The organism is Stenotrophomonas rhizophila, from assembly GCF_007667275.1.
Taxonomy (GTDB): domain Bacteria; phylum Pseudomonadota; class Gammaproteobacteria; order Xanthomonadales; family Xanthomonadaceae; genus Stenotrophomonas; species Stenotrophomonas maltophilia_AE.
This window is the reverse complement of sequence record NZ_VDQT01000003.1, coordinates 410,506-430,992: the sequence shown is the minus strand read 5'-3', so window position 1 is coordinate 430,992 and position 20,487 is coordinate 410,506. Positions and strand designations below refer to the sequence as shown.

Genomic DNA, 20,487 nt, shown 5'->3' with positions numbered 1-20,487 from the left:
GACTATCTGTTGGGGCAGCGCACCGTTGAGGGCGCGACACCTTCCATCACTGACCGTACGACCTCGTCTACCTCCCTCCACGGCCGGATGGAGCGTGTCAGGTAGCTGTAGCCAACCGCCAGTCGCTCCTTTTGATATGCGACCTTGCAGCGCTCTATCTCCCGAGGCGTGTTCCGGCTGCCACAGGAGGCCTGGAACGGAAACTCACCTGCCCGATACTGCAAGGACGGCAACGCCGCGTAGTAGACAGCAACGTTCATCCGCCCGCCCGGATCCCCTTGCAGTCTCACCACGCCATATTCGGGCAGCTCATCGCGCACAGCCCAGTCGCGCTTGGCAAGATCGGTCCAGATCGGGGCATCGGTTCGGTTGCAGCTCAGCAGGACGTCGATCTGCGACTCCACGTCATCGTCAAAGCAGCTCTGCCGGAAAGGGTCGACACTGGAAATGGACAGGCTGACCTGGGCAGCATCCGTCGAGGGGATGGATCTGATTGCCATCTGAAGACCGTTGGCTGATATCTGGCGCTCGCTTGAGTACATAGGCCGCCCCCAGTCCATGCGGATCTTCTGGCCACAGTACGACAGGATCCCGTTGACGAGTTCCCCGTCGGACTGCTGCTTGATTCTGGTTCGCAGCGCTTCCTGCCTGGCCGTGCGGGTGCTGCACGTGTGCGATAGAAGGGCTATGGCGCCCAACAGGCACACCGATAGAACGATCCTGGTCGTACGATTCATCTTCCCTGCCCCTAAGCGAACTGTTTCCCTTGACGCCGGCTGGACACGCATGGCGTGTCCCTACGCAGGCTGGATCCTTTCGCCCCTGATCGGGACTGCGCTGCTGCATCCGCGCATCGCACGCAGCCATGTCAATGCTTCCGGCAGCGCCCAGGCGCTGCCGATTTCGATCACGATCCGCTCGCTGCAGCGCGAAGCCATAGTGCCGAACTTCCCGGACATATCATTCCCTTTGTGCAGCGCTTACAGCACGTGCACCCCGCCACGAGCATGTGGCTGCGCCCGGGAGGTTGTCAATAAGTGAACTGGGCTGGCCATCTCAAAATGCGCCGTTTTTAATCGGTCACCTTGCCGGGCAGCGCGAGGTCGACGGTGCGTGGCCTTCCATTACCGCCAGTCCCCCCATCGTCGACTTCCCGCCAGGGGCGCATGGGCCCGGTGAGACAGGTATAGCTGACCGCCAACGTTCCCTTGCGATAGGACCTGGGCCGATACGAACCGTCCCGGCGACGGCACGGGCATCCCCACCCTGCCCGGGTAGAATGCCCGCATGACTGAATTCATTCCCCCAGGCACCCGCTACCACGCCCTGCCCTCGCCATTCGCGTTCAAGCGCGGCGGTGAACTGCGCGGTGCCCAGGTCGCGTTCGAGACCTGGGGCACGCTGAACGCTGACGCCAGCAATGCCATCCTGATCGTCACCGGCCTCTCGCCCGACGCCCATGCCGCGGCCAACGCAGCCAACCCCGCGCCCGGCTGGTGGGAAGGCATGCTCGGCCCGGGCAAGCCGATCGATACCGACCGCTGGTTCGTGGTGTGCGTGAACTCACTGGGCAGCTGCAAAGGTTCCACCGGGCCGGCGAGCGTGGATCCGGCAAGCGGCGAACTGTACCGGCTGGGTTTTCCCGAGCTGTCCATTGAAGACGGTGCGCGCGCCGCCGTGGAGGTGGTGAAGGCGCTTGGGATCAGCAAGCTCGCCTGCGTGATCGGCAACTCGATGGGCGGCATGACCGCGCTGGCGGTGTTGTTGCTGCATCCCGGCATCGCGCGCAGCCACATCAATATTTCCGGCAGCGCCCAGGCGTTGCCGTTCTCCATCGCGATCCGCTCGCTGCAGCGCGAGGCGATCCGGCTGGACCCGCAATGGAATGGTGGCCGGTACACCGACCAGCAGTATCCGGAATCGGGCATGCGCATGGCACGCAAGCTCGGCGTGATCACCTACCGTTCCGCGCTGGAGTGGGACGGCCGCTTCGGCCGCGTGCGGCTGGATTCGGACCAGGCCGATGATGATCCGTTCGGGCTGGAGTTCCAGGTCGAAAGCTACCTGGAAGGCCATGCGCGCAGGTTCGTGCGCTTCTTCGATCCGAACTGCTATCTGTACCTCAGCCGCTCCATGGACTGGTTCGACCTGGCCGAATACGCCGGGGGCGACGTCATGGCCGGCCTCGCGAAGATACAGGTGGAGAAGGCGCTGGCGATCGGCGCCAACACCGACATCCTGTTCCCGGTGCAGCAACAGCAGCAGATCGCCGACGGCCTGCGCGCGGGCGGTGCCGATGCGCAGTTCATCGGCCTGGATTCGCCGCAGGGCCACGATGCGTTCCTGGTCGATTTCGACCGCTTCGGGCCGGCGGTGCGCACCTTCCTGGATGCGCTTTGAGCCATGCGCCAGCAGGGCAGGCTCAGCGAGTGGAATGATGCACGCGGCTTCGGCTTCGTCCAGCCGCATGGCGGTGGCAAGCGCTGCTTCGTGCACATCGGTGCGTTCGCCGGGCGCGACCGGCGCCCTGCGCTGGGGGATGTGATCACGTACGAGGTGCAGCGTGATGGCAAGGGTCGCCTCAACGCAACCCAGGTACGTTTCGCGCTGCAGGGTAATGGGCGCCGGGCAACCACTGCGACCGCGGGCAGCGCAGGGCGCGACTGGTTGCCGAGGCGCGCCATCGCAGTGCTCTTCCTGGCGGGCGTGGCGGCCGCGGCATGGCTCGGGCGTTGCCCGCCGTGGATTGCCGCAGCGTATGCCGGCCTGAGCGCACTCACCTTCCTGTTCTACTGGCACGACAAGAGTGCCGCCCGGCACGGCCGTCGGCGCACGCCTGAGAGCACCCTGCAGGTGATGGCGTTGCTGGGGGGATGGCCGGGTGCATTGCTGGCGCAGGGCATGCTGCGCCACAAGAATCGCAAGGCTTCGTTCCAGACGACGTTTTGGGGTGCCGTGGTGATCAACCTGGTGGCGCTGGCGTGGATCGCCGGCGGTGGATGGTCCACCGCCGGGTGAGATCGCCAGGGCCGGCCAACGGCCGGCGCTACCGGGGCCGACTACTTTCCGGCGACGGCGTCGTTCAACTTTTCGATCGCCTGGTCGGCGGTGAACGTGTTGGGCTTCTGGATCTTGGGGAAATCCTTGAAGGTCTCGTTGAACTTCGTCAGCAGCGCGATGGCGCCGTATACGATGTAGACGTGGTTGATGTACCAGTCCCAGTAGGTGTTCGAGGTGACATCGGCGAACTCGTACGGATCGGTGCGCAGGTTGTAGATCTTGGGGATGCGCATGGGGGTGAACGGTTCGCCCCAGACCGCCATGGTTCCCTTGCAGCGCTGCTCGATGAAGGTCACCTTCCAGTTGTCATAGCGGATTCCCAACGTGTCCCCATCGTCGGAGATGTAGACGAACAGCTTGCGCGGCGAGTGCTCGGTCTTGCCGGTCAGGTAGGGCCACAGGCTTACGCCGTCGATGTGGTTCTTGTAGGTGCGCCCTATCGCCTTGACGCCTTTCTTCAGGTCGTCCACCACCGTCCTGTTTCCCGCCGCCTCCAGGAAAGTGGGCAGCCAGTCGTGGTGCTGCACGATTTCAGTGGAGATGGTGCCCGGCTTGATCTTTCCGGGGAAGCGCGCCACCAGCGGGATGCGGAATGCGCCCTCCCAGTTGGTGTCCTTCTCGCTGCGGAACGGGGTCATGCCACCGTCCGGCCACGAATTGCGGTGCGGGCCATTGTCGGTGGAGTACACCACCAGCGTGTCGTCGGCGATGCCCAGCTCGTCCAGGTAATCCAGCAGCGAACCCACGTTCTTGTCGTGGTCGATCATGGTGTCGTGGTAGGGCGACTGCCAACGACCGGCCTGGCCCAGGCTCTCCGGTTTGGTGTGGGTGATCAGGTGCATGTGGGTGAAATTCACCCAGGCAAAGAATGGGGTGTCGTCGTCGGTGGCCTGCTTGATGAAGCCCTTCGCACGCTCTGCGAAGTCGTCGTCGCAGGTGACCATGCGCTCGCGGTTGAGCGGCCCGGTATCTTTGATCTTCTGCTTCCCCACCCTGCCCCAGCGCGGCTGTTCGGTGGCGTCGTCCTTGTTGGTGGCAAAGCTGTGTATCACCCCGCGCGGTTTCACCGTGGCGATGAAATCACCGAACTCATCTTCCGGGAAGTAGTCGTACATCTCCGGTTCTTCTTCGGCATTGAGGTGGTACAGGTTGCCGTAGAACTCATCGAAGCCATGGTTGGTCGGCAGCATGTGGTTCAGGTCGCCGAGGTGGTTCTTGCCGAACTGGCCGGTGGTATAGCCCTCGTTCTTCAGCAGCGCGGCGATGGTGACGATCTTCTCGTTCATGCCGATCGGTGCACCCGGAATGCCCACCTTCGACAGACCGGTGCGCAGCACGCTCTGCCCGGTGATGAACGAGGAGCGCCCGGCGGTGCAGGATTGTTCACCGTAGGAGTCGGTGAACATGATGCCTTCGCGGGCGATGCGGTCGATGTTCGGGGTCTGGTACCCCATCAACCCGTGCGAGTAGCAGCTCAGGTTGGAAATGCCGATGTCATCGCCCCAGATGACCAGGATGTTGGGCTTCTTGTCGGTCTTTTTCTTCTTGGCGGCGGTGGCCATCGGGTGCTCCAGGAGTGCTGCGGCGGGTCCATGGATGATCCCTGCGCCAGCGGGGGGGCGACCACCGTGTTTCTACTTACGCTGGCTAAGTAATTCTGTCCCGTTGGTCCGTACGGCGTCAGCGCCAGGCGCTGCCTACCTGCACGTAGACGGTGTCGTCCTCGGGACCGAATGCGTAATCCAGGCCCACGTAAAGCCCCAGCTGGCGCGCGATCAGGTAGCGACCGCCGACGCCCTTGGCCACCTGGCTGGTGGCAGCGGAGAAGCTGCCGTGCTCGCCCCAGGTGCGCCCCGCGCCCACGAAGCCAATGGCGGCCCAGCGCGGTGTGAGGTTCCAGCGCAGTTCGGTTTCGACCGTGGCAGCGCGCGTATGCTGGTAACGGGCCGAGCCGATGCCGCGCAGGTCGATGTACGGCAGCCGGTAGAACGGCACGTCGCCGCCTACCCAACGCACATCCACCCTACCGCCGAGGACGAAGCGCTTGTCGCCCAGCGGAAGGTAGCCGAACGCATGCGCGCGGTAGCTCTGGAAGTCGTTGTCGCTGCCGATGGCGTCATCGTAGAAATTGCCCTCCAGCATGCCCAGCCATCCGCTGTTGGGGGTGAATGAATTGTCGCGCTGGTCGTACTGCAGCGACAGCCCCAGGCCGGACGTCCTGCGGTTCAGCTCGTGCGGCTTGAAATACTGGCGGTCCGAATCCACGTCGAAGCCGATGTCCAGGTCCATGTAAATCCACTGCAGGCCCAGGAACAGCGACTGGTCGCCCAGGCGCCGGGCAATCTTCTGGAACGCCATGTAGCCGTCGGAGCTGTAGCCGATACCCACTTCCGGCAGCACGTTGCCCGGCGTGTAGAAGTCCAGGTTGAACGAGGATTTGGCAACCCCACCGGTGTAGCGCCAGCGGTCGTCCTTGAAGTGCAGCATGGCGCCCGCCCCGTAGGCCGTGCTGCCGTTCTCGGTCTTCATCCCGGCAACGCCGTAGATGTTCGGCGGGATCATCTGCTTCCGCCCGTCGGCAGCTGTGCGTTCGAGCGCTGCGCCCTCCGGCCGGTGGAAGAACGCCAGGGCCACGCCGCCGCCGTAGCCCACGGCCGGGTCGCTGATGATCACCGGCACCGGCAGGAAACCCTTGCGCTCGAGCAACCAGCGCGACATGTCGAAATGGCCATCCTGCGCGTCCTTGAACATGGAGTGGCTGGGGGCTGCCGGGGCCGGCACTGTGGTGTCCGATGCCGTCCCCTGCGCAGGTGCAGGCGCGGCCAGCGCACAGTGAAGGACCATGGCTGCCGCCAAACCTGCCTTCCATCCACGCATGTCGTGCTCCCGGATGCCTCATCGTGTCCCGGACACACTGACAGACCCCGCTGCCCCCCAGCCACGGCCGTTATACGTAGCCGACCTAAGTACAATTACCTAAGCGGATGCGTCGCCCCAGGTCATGACAGCGTGCCGTCGCGCAGGTGGTAGCTGCGGTGCACGATGCCTTCGGGCAGTTCGTCGTGGGTGATCATCACCAGGCTGCGCCCGTCCAGGGCGGACACCAGGTCATGCAGCAACGCATGCGCGGTATCCACGTCCAGGCCTTCTGTCGGCTCATCCAGCAGCAGGATCGGTGAGCCCCGCAGCAACGCACGTGCCAGTGCCAGCCGGCGCGCCTGCCCGGCCGACATGGTGGCGCCGTTCTCGCCCACCCAGGCCTGCAACCCGCCCAGCCGCTCGGCCCACGCCTGCAGGCGCACGTCGGCCAGCACCTGCCACAGCCGGGTGTCGCTCGCGCCCGGATCGCCCAGCCGCAGGTTGTCGGCAATGCTGCCGGCAAACACCGGCGCATGTTGTGGCAGCCACGCGATCTGCGCGTGCCAGTCGGCCTGGGACAGGCTGCGGATGTCCTGGCCGCCATACAGCACGCGCCCGCCATCCGGGTCCCACAACCGCAGCAGCAACGACGACAGGGTGGTCTTGCCACTGCCGCTGTCGCCGCGGATGGCGATGCGCTCGCCGGGCGCGAGGCGCAGCTGCACGTCGTCCAACAGCGCGCGCGCCTGCCCGGGCCAGCGGAAACCCACCTGGTCAAGCTGCAGGACGGCCGGCTGTGCGGGCAGGGGCAGCGGCGCGTCGATATCGGTCACGCCGGCGGGCTGGTCGACGATGGCGTCCAGCCGCGCGGCCGCCACGCGCCCGGACAACCACGACTGCCATGCCAGGCCAATGCCTGCCCACAGCTCGATCAGCGCGACGGTCAGGAACACCAGCGCTGCCGCCATCGCCGCGTCGATCGCGCCACGTTCGAACCCGCGCAGCGCCAGCCACAGCATGCCGACCAGGCCCACCGCCGCGCATACGCCATGCAGTGCATTGCCGGCCACCAGCCGCCAGCGGCGGCGCCGATCGCGGGAACGCACGTGTTTGGCGGCGACCAGCACGCGCAGCTTCCAGTGCTCGCGCGCCTGCAGGGCGGTCAGGTCGGCGGCGCCTTCCAGTCCTTCGAAGGCCTGCGTCCGCAACTGCGCGCGATGCAGCGCGCGGTCGCGCTCCTGCCCCGCCGCGCCACGCACCGTCGCCCACGGCACCGCCACGCCGATCACCACGGCCAGCACGGCCAGCAGCAGCGCGGCGGGCGGATGGATGAGCGCGGCCGACAGCACCGCCACCAGCGACACTCCGCCCAGCGCCAGCAGTGGGCCGATGGCGCGCACCAGCAGCCCGTCCACTTCGCCGATGTCGGACATCAGCCGCGCCAGCAGTTCGCCGGTGCGCACCCCGCCCAGCCGCGCCGGGGCCAACGGCAGCGCGCGGCGGAAGAACCACACGCGCAGGTCGCGGGCGATGCGCAGGGTGACGTCATGGCCGACCAGCTTCTCGAAGTAGCGCGAGACGATGCGGGCCATGGTCAGGCCGCGGATGCCGGCCGACGGCGAGAAGAAATTGAAGCCGCTGCCCAGCCCGGCCGCGCCGGCCAGCGCGGCGGCGGTGAGGAAGCCACCCGACAGGCCCAGCAGGGCGGTGCCGGCCAGCATCGTGCTCCACAGCAGCAGCACGGTCAGCAGCAGCCGGCCGCGATGGCGGGCGAACACCTGCTTCAGGGACTCGTCGCGCCCGCGGTTCATGCCGGTTCCTCCGTGGCCTGCGCCTGGCCCGAGGCGGTCAGCACCAGCCGGGTATCGGCCCAGCGCATGGCCGCTTCGCTGTGAGTGGCGATCACCACCGCGCGGTCGCGCGCGAATGCGGCCAGGGTCTGCAGCAATGCTTCTTCGGTGCCTGGATCGAGGAACGCGGTCGGCTCGTCCAACAGCAGCAGCTGCGGGTCGCGCAACAGCAGCCGGGCCAGCCCGATCCGCCGCGCTTCACCGCCGGACAGGCCGAATCCGCGTTCGCCGATCAATGTGTCCAGGCCTTGCGGCAGGTGTGCGGCAAAGCGCATCACCTGTGCTGCTTCCGCGACCGCGAGCAGGCGCGCGTCGCTCACGCCGGGATCGGCCAGGCGCAGGTTGTCGGCGATGCTGCCGTGGAACAGGTACGGGCGCTGCCCGGCATAACCGACCTCCAGCCCCGGACGCAGCACGATGCTGCCCGAGCGCGGCGGCAACCAGCCGGCCAGCGCTTCCAGCAGCGTGCTCTTGCCGCTGCCGCTGGGGCCGACCAGGGCCAGCCGCTGCCCGGCCTCGATCTGGAACGAGAGCTGCTGCACCACATCGTGCGAGGCCCCCAGCGGGCGCAGCACCAGGTCGCGCACCACCACCGGCGCTGCATGCTGTTCCAGCAGTTCGGGGGCGCGCGGGGGTGCGCCCGCGACCTCCTCCGGCATCGCCTGCGCCGGCAATGCGCCCAGCAGGCGTTCGACTTCCGCCGCCGCGGCCAGCGCATTGGCGCGGTCGTGGTAATGCGCGGCCAGGCGGCGCAGCGGTGCATAGAACTCCGGCGCCAGCAGCAGGCAGAACATGCCCGCGCCCAAGGTGGGCACCGCCGCATGCAGCGACATCAGCCCGAGATAGCTCAAGCCGAGGTACAGCGCCACCATCGCCACGCTGACCGAGGCGAAGAACTCCAGCACCGTCGAGGACAGGAACGCGATCCGCAGCACCTTCATGGTGCGCTCGCGCACCCCTTCGGCAGCGGCGGCCACGCCTTCCAGTTCGGCCTCGCCACGGCCGTACAGGCGCAGCAGGCCCAGGCCCTTGATGCGGTCGGCGAAATGCCCGCTCATGCGCGCCAGCTCGCCCAGCTGGGCGCGACCGGCGGCTTCCGCGCCCCAGCCGACCAGCATCATGAAGAACGGCACCAGCGGCGCGGTGAACAGCAGGATCAGCGCCACCACCCAGTCCACGTACGCCACCGCCAGCAGGATCAGCAGCGGCACCACCACCACTTCGATGCGCACCGGCTGGTAGCCGGCGTAGTAGCTCTCCACCGCGTCGGCATGGGCCAGCATCAACTCACCCAGTTCGCCGCTGCGCTGCTGGCGCAGCCACAGCGGGCCCTGCCCCAGCAGGCGCGCGTAGATCCGTTCGCGCAGGGCCAGGCGGGCGCTGTCGGCCACGTCACCGGCCATGGCCTGGGTAAAACTACTGAGCAACGCGCGGACGATCAGGACTAGCATGAGGGCCAGCAGTACCCCGGTCGCCTCTGCCAACGGACGGCGCGCCACCAGCACGGCCTGGATGAGCCAGGCAATGGCGGCGGCCTGCCCGATCAGCAGGGCACCGGAACTGCAGATGGACAGTACGGCCAGGCGTTGGCGACCGCGGGCGCCCGCGGCCAGGCTGTCCAGCCAGCGCAGGCGCTGGCGGCGCAGGTCGGGGGTTTCAATGGCAGGCACGTCCGGGGGCTGGCTCAAGAGGAATCACTGGCGGCCGCAGAAGAGATGCCTGACATTGTAATGGCTGCCGGCGTACCCTTCCGGTGCGGCGCACGGTCGCAGGGGGAGGCTCTACGATGCCGCCCGCCACCGTCGCCTACATTGATCTGAATCAAGGCTGTTTGAAGTTGCTGGTCACAGAATCCATCCCGTAGACCCCCCCTTCCCGCCACCTGATACGCCAGAACCCCACGAGGTAGCCAGGCCATGATCGATTCGACAGTCGTAGAACTGTCGCGGCTGCAGTTCGCTTTGACCGCGATGTACCACTTCCTGTTTGTCCCCCTCACGCTCGGCCTGTCGTTCCTGGTCGCCATCATGGAAAGCGTGTATGTCATGACCCGCAAGCCTGTGTGGCGGCAGATGACCCTGTTCTGGGGCACGCTGTTCGGCATCAACTTCGCCATTGGCGTAGCCACCGGCCTGGTGATGGAGTTCCAGTTCGGGATGAACTGGTCGTATTACAGCCACTACGTGGGCGACATCTTCGGTGCGCCGCTGGCGATCGAAGGACTGATGGCGTTCTTCCTGGAAGCCACCCTGATCGGCCTGTTCTTCTTCGGCTGGAAGCGGCTCAGCCCGGTCAAGCACCTGGCGGTGACCTGGTTCATGGCGCTGGGCACGAACCTGTCGGCAGTGTGGATCCTGATCGCCAATGGCTGGATGCAGAACCCCACCGGCGCGGTGTTCAACCCGGACACGATGCGCATGGAGGTGGTGGATTTCGCCGCGGTGCTGTTCAACCCGGTGGCGCAGGCCAAGTTCGTGCATACGGTCAGCGCGGGCTACGTCACCGGCGCGATCTTCGTGATGGGCATCAGCGCGTTCTACCTGCTGCGCAACAAGCACCAGGACGTGGCGCGGCGTTCGTTCGCGGTGGCGGCGGCCTTTGGCCTGCTGTCGTCGCTGTCGGTGGTGGTGCTGGGCGACGAGAGCGGGTACGCCGCCAGCGAGCACCAGAAGATGAAGCTGGCCGCCATCGAGGCGATGTGGGAGACCGAGCGTGCCCCGGCCGATTTCACCGCCTTCGGCATTCCCAACCAGACGACCCAGCAGAACGATTTCGCCATCAGGATTCCGTACCTGATGGGCCTGATCGCCACGCGTTCGGTCAACCAGCCGATCCCGGGCATCCTGGAGCTGGTGGAACGGGCCGAACACCGCATCAAAGGTGGGCAGCTTGCCTACGGCGCGCTGGAACGCGTGCGCAGGGACAAGAACGATGTCGAGGCGCGCGAGATGTTCGACCGCCACTGGCAGGACCTGGGCCACGGGCTGCTGCTGAAGCGCTACCGCGACGACATCCTCAACGCCACCCCGGATGAGATTTCCAGGGCGGCCATGGATACCGTGCCGCGCGTCGCGCCGCTGTTCTGGACCTTCCGCATCATGGCCGGGCTGGGCTTCTACCTGATCGCGTTCTTCGCGATGGCCTTCTACTTCTCCTGCCGCAACACCTTCCATGAGAAGCGCTGGTTCCTGCGGCTGGCGGTGTGGTCGATACCGGCCCCGTGGATCGCGATCGAATGCGGCTGGTTCGTGGCCGAATACGGCCGCCAGCCGTGGGCGGTGGACGGCGTGCTGCCGACCTTCTACGCCGCATCGGGCCTGGCCCTGCATGAAATCCTGACCACGCTGGCCGTGTTCACCGCCACCTACACGGTGCTGCTGGTGATCGAGGTCAAGCTGATGCTCAAGGCGATCCGCACCGGCCCGGCCGACATCCTTCCGTCGCTGCAGCCCGCGCGTACGCCGCTTCCCCACAATGCCGCCGTGCCGGCTCCCGGCCAGGCCTGAGGCAGGAGAAACTCCATGGAAATTCTAGGACTCGATTACACCACGCTGCGCCTGGTCTGGTGGCTGCTGCTGGGCATCCTGCTGGTCGGCTGGGCAGTGATGGACGGCTTCGACCTGGGCGTGGGCACCCTGCTCCCGTTCGTGGCCAGGACCGATGAGGAACGCCGCACGGTGATCAACACAGTCGGCCCGGTGTGGGAAGGCAACCAGGTGTGGCTGGTGCTGGGTGGCGGTGCGATCTTCGCCGCCTGGCCGCCGCTGTACGCCGTCAGCTTCTCCGGCTTCTACCTGGCGATTTTCGCCATGCTGTTCGGGCTGATCCTGCGCCCGGTCGGTTTCAAGTACCGCAGCAAGATGCCCAGCAAGCGCTGGCGCACCACGTGGGACTGGGTGTTGTTCGTGGGCGGGCTGCTGCCGGCGCTGATCTCCAGCGTGGCGGTGGGCAACGTGCTGCTCGGCGTGCCGTACCACTTCGATGACAGCATGCGCATCTTCTACACCGGCTCGTTCTTCGGCCTGCTCACCCCGTTCGCGCTGCTGGCGGGGTTGGTCGGCGTGGCGATGATGGTGTCGCACGGTGCGGCGATGCTGGTGCTGAAGACCGACGGCGCTGTCGCCGACCGTGCCGCCCGCTATGGCAGCATCGCGGCGCTGCTCAGCTTCGTGCTGTTCGCTGCAGGCGGTGCCTGGGTCGCGTTCGGCCTGCCCGGCTACCAGATCACCTCGCAGGTGGTCACCGACGGCCCGACCAATCCGCTGCTGAAGACCGCCGAGATCGGCGCGGCCGCCGGTGGCTGGCTGCGCAACTACAGCAGCATGCCGCTCACGCTGGTGTTCCCGCTGCTGGGCCTGGCCGGTGCACTGGCCAGCGCGGTGCTGCTGCGCGCCCGCCGTGGGTTGGCTGCGTTCCTGGCCTCGGGCGCGTCCATCGCCGGCATCATCCTGACCGTGGGCTTTGCGATCTTCCCGTTCCTGCTGCCTTCGTCCAGCCAGCCCAGCGGCAGCCTGACCGTGTGGGACGCCTCGTCCAGCCAGCTCACGCTGTTCATCATGCTGGTGGCCACGGTGATCTTCCTGCCGATCATCCTGGCCTACACCAGCTGGGTGTACCGGGTGATGCGCGGCAAGACCACGGCCGAAGACATGGCCGACAACCCGAACGCGTATTGATATTGCCCAGCGTGCCGACCAACGGTCGGCACCTACCTAAATGTTGCCGACCAACGGTCGGCACCTACCGAACGTGATATTGGAGGTTTTGCCATGTGGTATTTCGCCTGGATCCTCGGCACCGGCCTGGCCTCGGCCGCCGCCATCCTCAACGGCATGTGGTTCGAAGCGCGTGAGGTCGGCGAAGCCGACCACCAAGCGCGGTAGCACACGACCGTTGGTCGTGTGACCTTCCAAAAAAAAGGTTGCCGATAATCCCTTCACACCGTATCCTTGTCGGCTCCTTCGGGGTGTAGCTCAGTCTGGTAGAGCGCTACGTTCGGGACGTAGAGGTCGCAGGTTCGAATCCTGTCTCCCCGACCACTCCGGTGGTCGCATTGAAGCCTGGAAACACGGTTTCCAGGCTTTTTTGTCAAGGTCGTGGCAACACGGCATCCGAAGGTGAACAACACGGTCCCCCTTGCCGCCGAAGGGCGGGATCGATACAATAGGCGGCTCCTTACGGGGTGTAGCTCAGTCTGGTAGAGCGCTACGTTCGGGACGTAGAGGTCGCAGGTTCGAATCCTGTCTCCCCGACCATACAAGTGGTCACATTGAAGCCTGGAAGACACATGTCCTCCGGGCTTTTTTGTATTTGTCGTTCGGAAGCAGCCACGCAGGGCGTGGCTCTACCGCGCGTACAATGCGGCAGCGTTTGTCCTTCACGGCCTGCGCCGAGCGCCCGCACTCCGCTGCACCCCCACGTGCCGCGCCACCTGCAAGAGATTCCTGCCATGACCCCCGACCCCCACTCCACTTCCCTGCTGCGCGGACGCGTGCTGGCGTTTTCGGCCATCCTGCTGGCGGCGCTGAACCTGCGCACCGCGGTGACCTCGATCACCCCGCTGCTCGACCAGCTGGGCCAGACCTTCGGCTTCGGTACCACCATGACCGGCGTGCTGGGCATGCTGCCGACCGCCTCGTTCGCGCTGTTCGGGGTGACCACCCCGATGGTGGCCCGCCGCATCGGGCTGGAGCGCACCGCGCTGCTGGCCATGGTGCTGGCGGCGGTGGGCCTGCTGCTGCGCTCGATGGCCGGTGGCGTGGGCAGCCTGCTGTTCGGCTCGGTGGTGGCGCTGGCCGGCATGGGCATCGGCAACGTGGTGGTGCCGCCGCTGGTGAAGCGTTACTTCGCCAACCGCGTGGGCACGGTGAGCACGCTTTACATCACCGTGCTGCAGCTGGGCACGATGGTGCCCGCGCTGATGGCAGTGCCGCTGGCCGAACAGGCCGGCTGGCGCGTGTCGCTGGGCATCTGGTCGATCTTCGCGGTGGCCGCTGCCCTGCCCTGGATCGCGCTGGCCCGCCGCCGCCCGCACCCGGACCCGCTGGACACCGCCGCCGACCCGGCAGCGCAGCCGCACGGCAAGGTCTGGCGCACGCCGCTGGCGTGGGGCATGGCGCTGATGTTCGGCATGACCTCGCTGATGACCTATTCGATGTTCACCTGGCTGCCGCGCATCGTGGTGGAAGCCGGTGCCACGCCGGCCTTCGGCGGCATCATGGTGGCGATCTTCGCCGCACTCGGGCTGGTACCGTCGCTCACCATGCCCGCCCTGGCGGTGCGCCTGCGCAACCCGTTCCCGCTGGTGATTGTCGGGTTCAGCGCGTTTTTGATCGCCTTCGCCGGCCTGCTGTTCGCGCCAATGCAGGCGCCGTGGCTGTGGGCCGTGCTGCTGGGCATCGGCCCCTCGACCTTCCCGCTGGCGTTGACCCTGATCAACCTGCGCACCCGCACCCCGGCCGGTTCGGCGGCGCTGTCGGGCTTCATGCAGGGCGTGGGCTATGCCTTCAGCTGCCTGGGGCCGTTCCTGTTCGGCTGGCTGCACGCGATCAGCGGCGCCTGGTACCTGCCGTTCGGCTTCCTGCTGGTGTGCGCGCTGGTGCTGCTGTGCGCATCGTGGGTGGCGTGCAAGCCGCAGAAGCTGGAAGACGTCTGGTGACGTACACCGGGGAGCGTGCGTTTTCGTCGCACGCATCACGGATTCTGCGCACCTTGTGACGTAGCGTGTCGGAAACTGACCCGCCTGGCGGCTGGGACGGCTGACCGGGATTCCGGGCGCAGCGCGACCCGGGGCCCGATGAACGGTTTCAGTTTATCCAGACCCCGGGAACAGCGCCGTGGCGGCGGCCGGATGGTCTTGTCAATCAACAACTTGCAGTGCCCATTACGCCTGTTTTCACAGTTGCGGAGGCCGTATTGCGCTTTAACAATTTGTATACAAACACTCGATCGTGCACGATTGGCATGTGATGTGCGTCACATTTCCACGCACAAGTAGATTCTCTGAAGGGATGCTCCCGGGGGTTCCATGTACAAGCATCGGCCGCTGGCGCTCTGCGTCGGTTTGGTATGCGCCGCACTCTGCCTGACCGCTCCGCCCGCCTGGGCGGCCACCTCACGGGCAGAACACCTGGCGGAAATCAGCACCTATCGTGACCAGGCGCGCTGGCTTGACGCGCTTGGCGCGATCGAGCGTGCCCGGGTGGATGCGCCCGACGACGAGCTGCTGTATCGCCTGCAGGTGCTGACCCTGTCGGACATCGGCAATGCCCACCGCGCGTGGCAGCTGTACCAGGCCCGCCCGGACCTGTTCGACGACGCGCAGAAGCAGCGTTTCGAAGCCAACTACCTGGCCAAGCGGGTCGGCTGGAGCCTGGCCTACGGGGCCAGCGAAGACACCCGCCTGGACGAGGCCGAAGCCGCGCTGGCGCAGATGGAGCAGTACATAAAGCGCGATGGCCTGACCGTGCAGACCGCACCGCTGCGCATCCGCTACGACCGGCTCATCCTGCTCAACCGGCTGGGCCGCCACGAACAGCTGCGCGACGAATACCGCGCCCTGCTCGCCGAAGGCCATGAGGTGCCGAACTACCTGATGGCGGCGGTCGGCGATTCGCTGATGGCCAGCCAGCACCCCGACGAAGCCATTCCGGTGCTGGAAGCGGCACTCAAGGCCGACCCGGGCCGCTCCGAAGTGCATTCGGAGCTCGCTTACGCGCACCTGGAGAGCGAGCGCGCCGATACCGCCATCAACGTGCTCACCCAGTGGCAGGCGCAGGAGCCGGCGTGGCGCTGGGCCAAGGGCGCACGCGCCCCGTACGCCAACTGGCCACGATATGAGGCCGACCTCAACCTGTCGATGATCCGCGCCTACAGCGGTGACCTTCCCACCGCCCAGCACGATCTGGAAAAGATGGTGGAACTGGCGCCGGCCAACGGCGGCACGCAGTCGTCGCTGGGCAACGTCTACATGATGCGCGGCTGGCCGCGGCGGGCGCTGGAGCGCTACAGCATCGCCAACACGCTGGACCCGCGCGACGTCTCGGCGCGCCTGGGCCAATACGACGCCTACGTGCAGCTGCAGCGCGATGACCTGGCCCGGCCGATCCACGATTCCCTGCTCGAACGCTACCCGAACCAGTCCTCGGTGCAGCGCATGGACCGCAGCTGGAAGGCCCACCGCGGCTGGCAGCTGCATGCGTACGCCGAGGGCGGTCGCAGCGAAGGCGGCGGTGGCACCTCGCCGCTGGGCAACGACGATGCGCGTTACGGCGTGGAACTGCAGTCGCCGGTGATCGACGACCGCTGGCGCGTGGTGACCTTCGCCGACCGCCGCAGCGTGGATTTCCAGGACCAGACCATCCGCCCGCTGTGGGTGGGGCTGGGCACGCGCTACCGGTTCGGCCAGGTCGATGCCGAAGTCTTCGTCAACCGCGCCAACGACGACATCGGCGAGACCGGCCTGAGCGGGGCCTTCGGCTGGCAGTTCAACGACCGCTGGCACGCCGGGGTGACCGCCGCGCGCAACGCCGCCGACGCCTCGCTGCAGGCACGCATTTCCGGCATCACTGCCGACAGCGTGGCGCTGGCGGTGGACTACCGCCGCAACGAGCTCACCCACTGGAGCGCGGGCGCCAGCCAGTTCCGCTACGACGACGGCAATCGCCGCGACACCCTCAGCACCAGCATCGAACAGCGCCTGCTGACCCGTCCCACCCTGCTGCTGGATGGCCTGGGCAGCCTGTACGCCAGTCGCGGCAGCCGCGACGACGTGCCCTACTTCAATCCGTCCGAAGACCGTTCGGCGGAAATCGGCCTGCGCGTGGACCAGCAGTTGTGGCGCCACTACGAGCGGCATTTCCGCCACCGCCTGACCGTGTCGCTGGGCAATTACTGGCAGCAGGGTTTTGGCAGTGCGCTGGTGCCGTCGGCCGAGTATCGCCACGAGTGGCAGCTGGCCGATGGCCGGATCTTCGAATACGGCATCAGCTGGTCACGGCCGGTCTACGACGGCAACCGTGAACGACACATCGGCCTTGATGCCGGCCTGCGCTGGGGACAATGAGATGCGACACATGGACTTGAAGCGTTTTACCACCTGGCTGCTGCTGGCCCTGCTGGCCGCGTGCGGCAGCGTGCAGGCCGCACCGCCGATCCTGGACTCGGCCGACAACGGCCTGCTGGTGCTCAGCTACCACGACATCCGCGATGACGTGGCCACCAAGGGCGACCCGGACGCGTACTCGGTGAGCACGCAGAACTTCGCCGCGCACCTGGACTGGCTGTCGGCGCACGGCTACCACCCGGTGTCGCTGTCGCAGCTGATCACCGCCTCGCAGGGCGGCACGCCGCTGCCCCCGAAGCCGGTGCTGCTGACCTTCGATGACGGCCTGCGCAGCGTGTACAGCAAGGTGTTCCCGCTGCTGCGCGCCTACAACTATCCGGCGCTGGTAGCGGTGATCACCGACTACGTTGACATGCCCGCCGGCCGCCAGATCGACTACGGCTACCGCCCGTTCACCCGCGACGACTTCCTGACCTGGGAACAGCTGCGCGAGATGCAGCGCAGCGGCCTGGTCGAACTGGCCAGCCACACCGACAACCTGCATCACGGCGTGCAGTCCAACCCGCAGGGCAATTCGACCCCGGCGGTGATCACCCGCACCTACAACCCGGCCACGCAGCGCTACGAAACCGAAGCCGAGTACCAGGCACGGCTGCGTGCCGACCTGGGCCTGAGCGTGAAGCGCATCCAGGACAACGTAGGGGTGAGTCCGAAGGCGATCGTGTGGCCGTATGCGGCCTACAACGCGATGAGCAACCGCATCGCCGAAGAACTGGGCATGCCGGTGTCCTTCGACCTGGAAGGCCGCAGCACGCCGGTCACCCGCGACCTGCACGGCCTGGCCCGCCTGCTGGTGACCGGCAACCCGCCGGTGACCCAGCTGGCCTATGAGCTGCGCCGCGACGTCGAACGCGACGGCATGCGCGCCCTGCAGATCGACCTGGACGCGGTGTACGACACCAACCCGGTGCAGCAGGCGAAGAACCTCGACGCGCTGCTCGAACGGGTCAAGAAGATCGGCCCGACCCACGTGTTCCTGCAGGCCTTCGCCGACCCGGACGGCAACGGTTCGGCCGATGCGCTGTACTTCCCCAACCGGCACCTGCCGATGCGCGCGGACCTGTTCAACCGCGTGGCCTGGCAGCTCAAGACCCGCGCCGGGGTGAAGGTATACGCGTGGCTGCCGGTGCTGGGCTATGAACTCAAGGATCCGGCGATCCGCAAGGCGCTGGCGATCGAGAGCCCGGAAAGCGACGGCATCTTCCGCCTGGACTTCACCAACCCCCGGGTGCGTCACATCATCGACGACATCTACGAAGACCTGGCGATCAACTCGTACTTCGAGGGCCTGCTGTTCCACGACGACGCCTACCTGCGCGACACCGAACTGGCCAACCTGCCGCAGGAAGGCGACGATGGCGCGCGCACCCAGGCGCTCATCGACTTCACCCTGGAACTGCGCGGCGCCGCGCAGCGCTGGCGCCCGAAGCTGGCCACGGTGCGCAACCTGTACGCGCAGCCGGTGCTGGAGCCGCAGAGCGCGAGCTGGTTCGCCCAGCGCCTGGACCTGTTCAACAAGGCCTACGACCACACCGCGCTGATGGCGATGCCGTGGATGGAAGGCAGCCGCAACCCGGAGAAGTGGCTGGACCGGCTGGTGGTGGCCGTGCGCGAGCACGACCCCGGCCTGTCGCAGACGATGTTCGAACTGCAGACGGTGGACTGGCGCACGCAGACGCCGATTTCCGGCACCCGCCTGCGCGCCCAGATCCGGCGCCTGCAGGCGCAGGGCGTGCGCCATTTCGCCTGGTACCCGGACGACTTCATTGCCGGTAAGCCGTCCACCTACGATGCGCGCGCGGCCATGTCGGCACGCACCTTCCCGTACGAGGAAAAGTGAGGCCGCCATGCATCCGCTCCTCTACCTGCTGTTCCAGTTCGCCTTCTTCTACCCGATGGTGATGGCGTTCTTCTGGATGTCCGGAGGGCTGTATTACTTCTTCCGTCGCGAGCGCAAGGCACGGCTGCGCGACGACCCGCCGCCGATGGACAGCTACCCGTTCGCGTCGATCCTGATCCCGTGCCACAACGAGGCCGACAACCTGGCCGACACGCTGGGCGCGGCGCTGGCGCAGAACTATCCGGATTTCGAGGTGATCGCGATCAACGATGGCAGTCGCGACGACACCGGGGCACGCCTGGATGCGATGGCCGCCGAGCACCCGCGGCTGCGCGTGGTGCACCTGGACCGCAACCTGGGCAAGGCCAATGCGCTGCGCATGGGCGCGCTGGCGGCGCGTTCGGAATACCTGGTATGCATCGATGGCGATGCGATGCTTGAAGAGCACGCCACCCACTGGATGGTCTGGCACCTGACCTCGGGCCCGCGCGTGGGCGCGGTGACCGGCAACCCACGCATCCGCAACCGCTCCACCCTGCTGGGGCGGCTGCAGGTGGCCGAGTTCTCCTCGATCATCGGCATGATCAAGCGCGCGCAGCGCGTGTACGGGCGCATCTTCACCATTTCCGGGGTGATCGCCGGCTTCCGCCGCACCGCGCTGCACCGCATCGGCTACTGGGCCGATGACATGATCACCGAAGACATCGACATCAGCTGGCGGCTGCAGATCGACCATTGGGACATCCGCTACGAGCCGAACGCGCTGTGCTTCATCCTGATGCCGGAAACACTGAAGGGGCTGTGGCGGCAGCGCCTGCGCTGGGCGCAGGGCGGCGTGGAAGTGCTGTTGCGGCACGGTCGCTCGCTGTTCGACTGGCGCAAGCGGCGCATGTGGGGTGTGCTGCTGGAATACATGTTCAGCGTGCTGTGGGCGTACACGATGCTGGCGATCATCGTGCTGTGGGCGCTGGGCAAGTTCATCCCGCTGCCGCAGGACCTGTACATCGCCACGCTGCTGCCGCAATGGCACGGCGTGATCCTGGCGCTGGTGTGCCTGCTGCAGTTCGCGAGCAGCCTGATCATCGACCGCCGTTACGAAACGCATATTGGACGTAATTACTTCTGGGTGATCTGGTACCCGATGGCGTACTGGCTCATCAGTCTGTTCACGACCCTGGTGGCACTGCCCAAGACGCTGTTGAAGCGTCGTGGCAAGCGCGCGATCTGGGTCAGTCCTGACCGGGGTATACGATGAACGCTTCCAAGCCGACCCGCCGCTACGACTCCCGCCTGATCCGCAAGACGCGCCAGCAGCCGCGGCTGCAGCGCACCGCGTGGGGGTTTGTCACCATCGCGTTCTGGGGGTTCTATTTCTACCTCTGGGCGCCGCTGATCACCGCCATTTCCTGGCTGCTCGGCGGGCGGCTGGCATGGCTGCAGCTGTACGAATACAAGCAGAGCGTGGACCCGTTCATCGTCATCGCGCTGCCGGTGATGCTGGTGTGCTGTTCGGTGCTGCTGATCGCGTGGGCCGAATACAACCGCATGCGGTTTGCCGGGAAGGACCGGCGCAATGCGCGCGCGGATGTGTCGCTGGAAGAAATCGCCCACAACCTGGGCGCGAGCCCGGCACTGGCAGCGCAGCTGAGCGCAGGCAAGTCGGTGACCCTGCACATGGACGACATGGCCCGACCGGTGGGGTTGACCGAACAACGCCTGGGGTGATGTGTAGATTTCTTCACATCACTGACCCC

15 protein-coding genes and 2 tRNA genes are annotated in these 20,487 nt (G+C 66.5%); 12 read left to right on the top strand and 5 right to left on the bottom strand.

Annotated features, from left to right (window positions below; all coding sequences use genetic code 11):
• Positions 1–2: 2 nt before the first annotated feature.
• A complete protein-coding gene (locus FSZ13_RS12540) occupies positions 3–737 on the bottom strand; it encodes a hypothetical protein (protein WP_145480145.1) in 735 nt (244 codons plus the stop codon).
• Positions 738–1,287: 550 nt separating this feature from the next.
• On the opposite strand from FSZ13_RS12540, the gene metX reads away from it, so the two are divergent.
• Positions 1,288–2,400 carry a homoserine O-acetyltransferase MetX gene (gene metX, locus FSZ13_RS12530; protein ID WP_145480141.1) on the top strand — a complete coding sequence of 371 codons (1,113 nt, stop codon included), beginning with the start codon at positions 1,288–1,290 and terminating at the stop codon, positions 2,398–2,400.
• 3 nt (positions 2,401–2,403) lie between these two features.
• Positions 2,404–3,018: a DUF1294 domain-containing protein gene (locus tag FSZ13_RS12525; protein WP_145480138.1), complete on the top strand. Its 615-nt coding sequence runs from the start codon at positions 2,404–2,406 to the stop codon at positions 3,016–3,018.
• Positions 3,019–3,059: 41 nt separating this feature from the next.
• On the opposite strand, the gene FSZ13_RS12520 is transcribed toward FSZ13_RS12525, so the two are convergent.
• The 4 genes from FSZ13_RS12520 to cydD all read right to left on the bottom strand — a co-directional run bounded on the left by FSZ13_RS12520 (position 3,060) and on the right by cydD (position 9,457).
• Positions 3,060–4,622 (bottom strand): arylsulfatase, encoded by a 1,563-nt coding sequence (locus FSZ13_RS12520; protein ID WP_145480136.1) that lies wholly within the window; start codon positions 4,620–4,622, stop codon positions 3,060–3,062.
• A 118-nt stretch (positions 4,623–4,740) separates the two neighbouring features.
• The gene (locus FSZ13_RS12515; protein WP_260844170.1) at positions 4,741–5,811 is read right to left on the bottom strand and encodes an outer membrane protein assembly factor; all 1,071 of its coding nucleotides are present in this window, start codon (positions 5,809–5,811) and stop codon (positions 4,741–4,743) included.
• A gap of 248 nt (positions 5,812–6,059) precedes the next feature.
• Complete coding sequence (cydC, locus tag FSZ13_RS12510) at positions 6,060–7,730, bottom strand: thiol reductant ABC exporter subunit CydC (protein WP_145480132.1); 1,671 nt, start codon at positions 7,728–7,730, stop codon at positions 6,060–6,062.
• Positions 7,727–9,457, bottom strand: a complete 1,731-nt coding sequence (cydD, locus tag FSZ13_RS12505) for a thiol reductant ABC exporter subunit CydD (RefSeq protein ID WP_145480130.1) — start codon at positions 9,455–9,457, stop codon at positions 7,727–7,729. Before cydD ends, cydC begins: the two co-directional genes overlap by 4 nt.
• Before the next feature lie 228 nt (positions 9,458–9,685).
• Between cydD and FSZ13_RS12500 the strand changes: the two genes are divergently transcribed.
• The 10 genes from FSZ13_RS12500 to pgaD all read left to right on the top strand — a co-directional run bounded on the left by FSZ13_RS12500 (position 9,686) and on the right by pgaD (position 20,458).
• Positions 9,686–11,275, top strand: coding sequence for a cytochrome ubiquinol oxidase subunit I (locus FSZ13_RS12500; RefSeq protein WP_145480128.1), 1,590 nt, complete (start codon positions 9,686–9,688; stop codon positions 11,273–11,275).
• 15 nt (positions 11,276–11,290) lie between these two features.
• Positions 11,291–12,445, top strand: a complete 1,155-nt coding sequence (gene cydB / locus FSZ13_RS12495) for a cytochrome d ubiquinol oxidase subunit II (RefSeq protein WP_145480126.1) — start codon at positions 11,291–11,293, stop codon at positions 12,443–12,445.
• A gap of 93 nt (positions 12,446–12,538) precedes the next feature.
• A complete protein-coding gene (cydX, locus tag FSZ13_RS12490) occupies positions 12,539–12,652 on the top strand; it encodes a cytochrome bd-I oxidase subunit CydX (protein WP_145480124.1) in 114 nt (37 codons plus the stop codon).
• Between the two features lie 79 nt (positions 12,653–12,731).
• Positions 12,732–12,808: transfer RNA gene (locus tag FSZ13_RS12485), tRNA-Pro, on the top strand.
• A 139-nt stretch (positions 12,809–12,947) separates the two neighbouring features.
• Positions 12,948–13,024 (top strand) — tRNA-Pro (locus tag FSZ13_RS12480).
• 194 nt (positions 13,025–13,218) lie between these two features.
• Positions 13,219–14,427: a CynX/NimT family MFS transporter gene (locus FSZ13_RS12475; protein ID WP_145480121.1), complete on the top strand. Its 1,209-nt coding sequence runs from the start codon at positions 13,219–13,221 to the stop codon at positions 14,425–14,427.
• Positions 14,428–14,796: 369 nt separating this feature from the next.
• Complete coding sequence (pgaA, locus tag FSZ13_RS12470) at positions 14,797–16,833, top strand: poly-beta-1,6 N-acetyl-D-glucosamine export porin PgaA (protein ID WP_145480119.1); 2,037 nt, start codon at positions 14,797–14,799, stop codon at positions 16,831–16,833.
• 10 nt (positions 16,834–16,843) lie between these two features.
• Positions 16,844–18,733: a poly-beta-1,6-N-acetyl-D-glucosamine N-deacetylase PgaB gene (gene pgaB, locus FSZ13_RS12465; RefSeq protein WP_145480117.1), complete on the top strand. Its 1,890-nt coding sequence runs from the start codon at positions 16,844–16,846 to the stop codon at positions 18,731–18,733.
• 7 nt (positions 18,734–18,740) lie between these two features.
• The gene (pgaC, locus tag FSZ13_RS12460; RefSeq protein ID WP_145480115.1) at positions 18,741–19,988 is read left to right on the top strand and encodes a poly-beta-1,6-N-acetyl-D-glucosamine synthase; all 1,248 of its coding nucleotides are present in this window, start codon (positions 18,741–18,743) and stop codon (positions 19,986–19,988) included.
• Positions 19,985–20,458, top strand: a complete 474-nt coding sequence (gene pgaD / locus FSZ13_RS12455) for a poly-beta-1,6-N-acetyl-D-glucosamine biosynthesis protein PgaD (RefSeq protein WP_145480113.1) — start codon at positions 19,985–19,987, stop codon at positions 20,456–20,458. Before pgaC ends, pgaD begins: the two co-directional genes overlap by 4 nt.
• Positions 20,459–20,487: the final 29 nt, after the last annotated feature.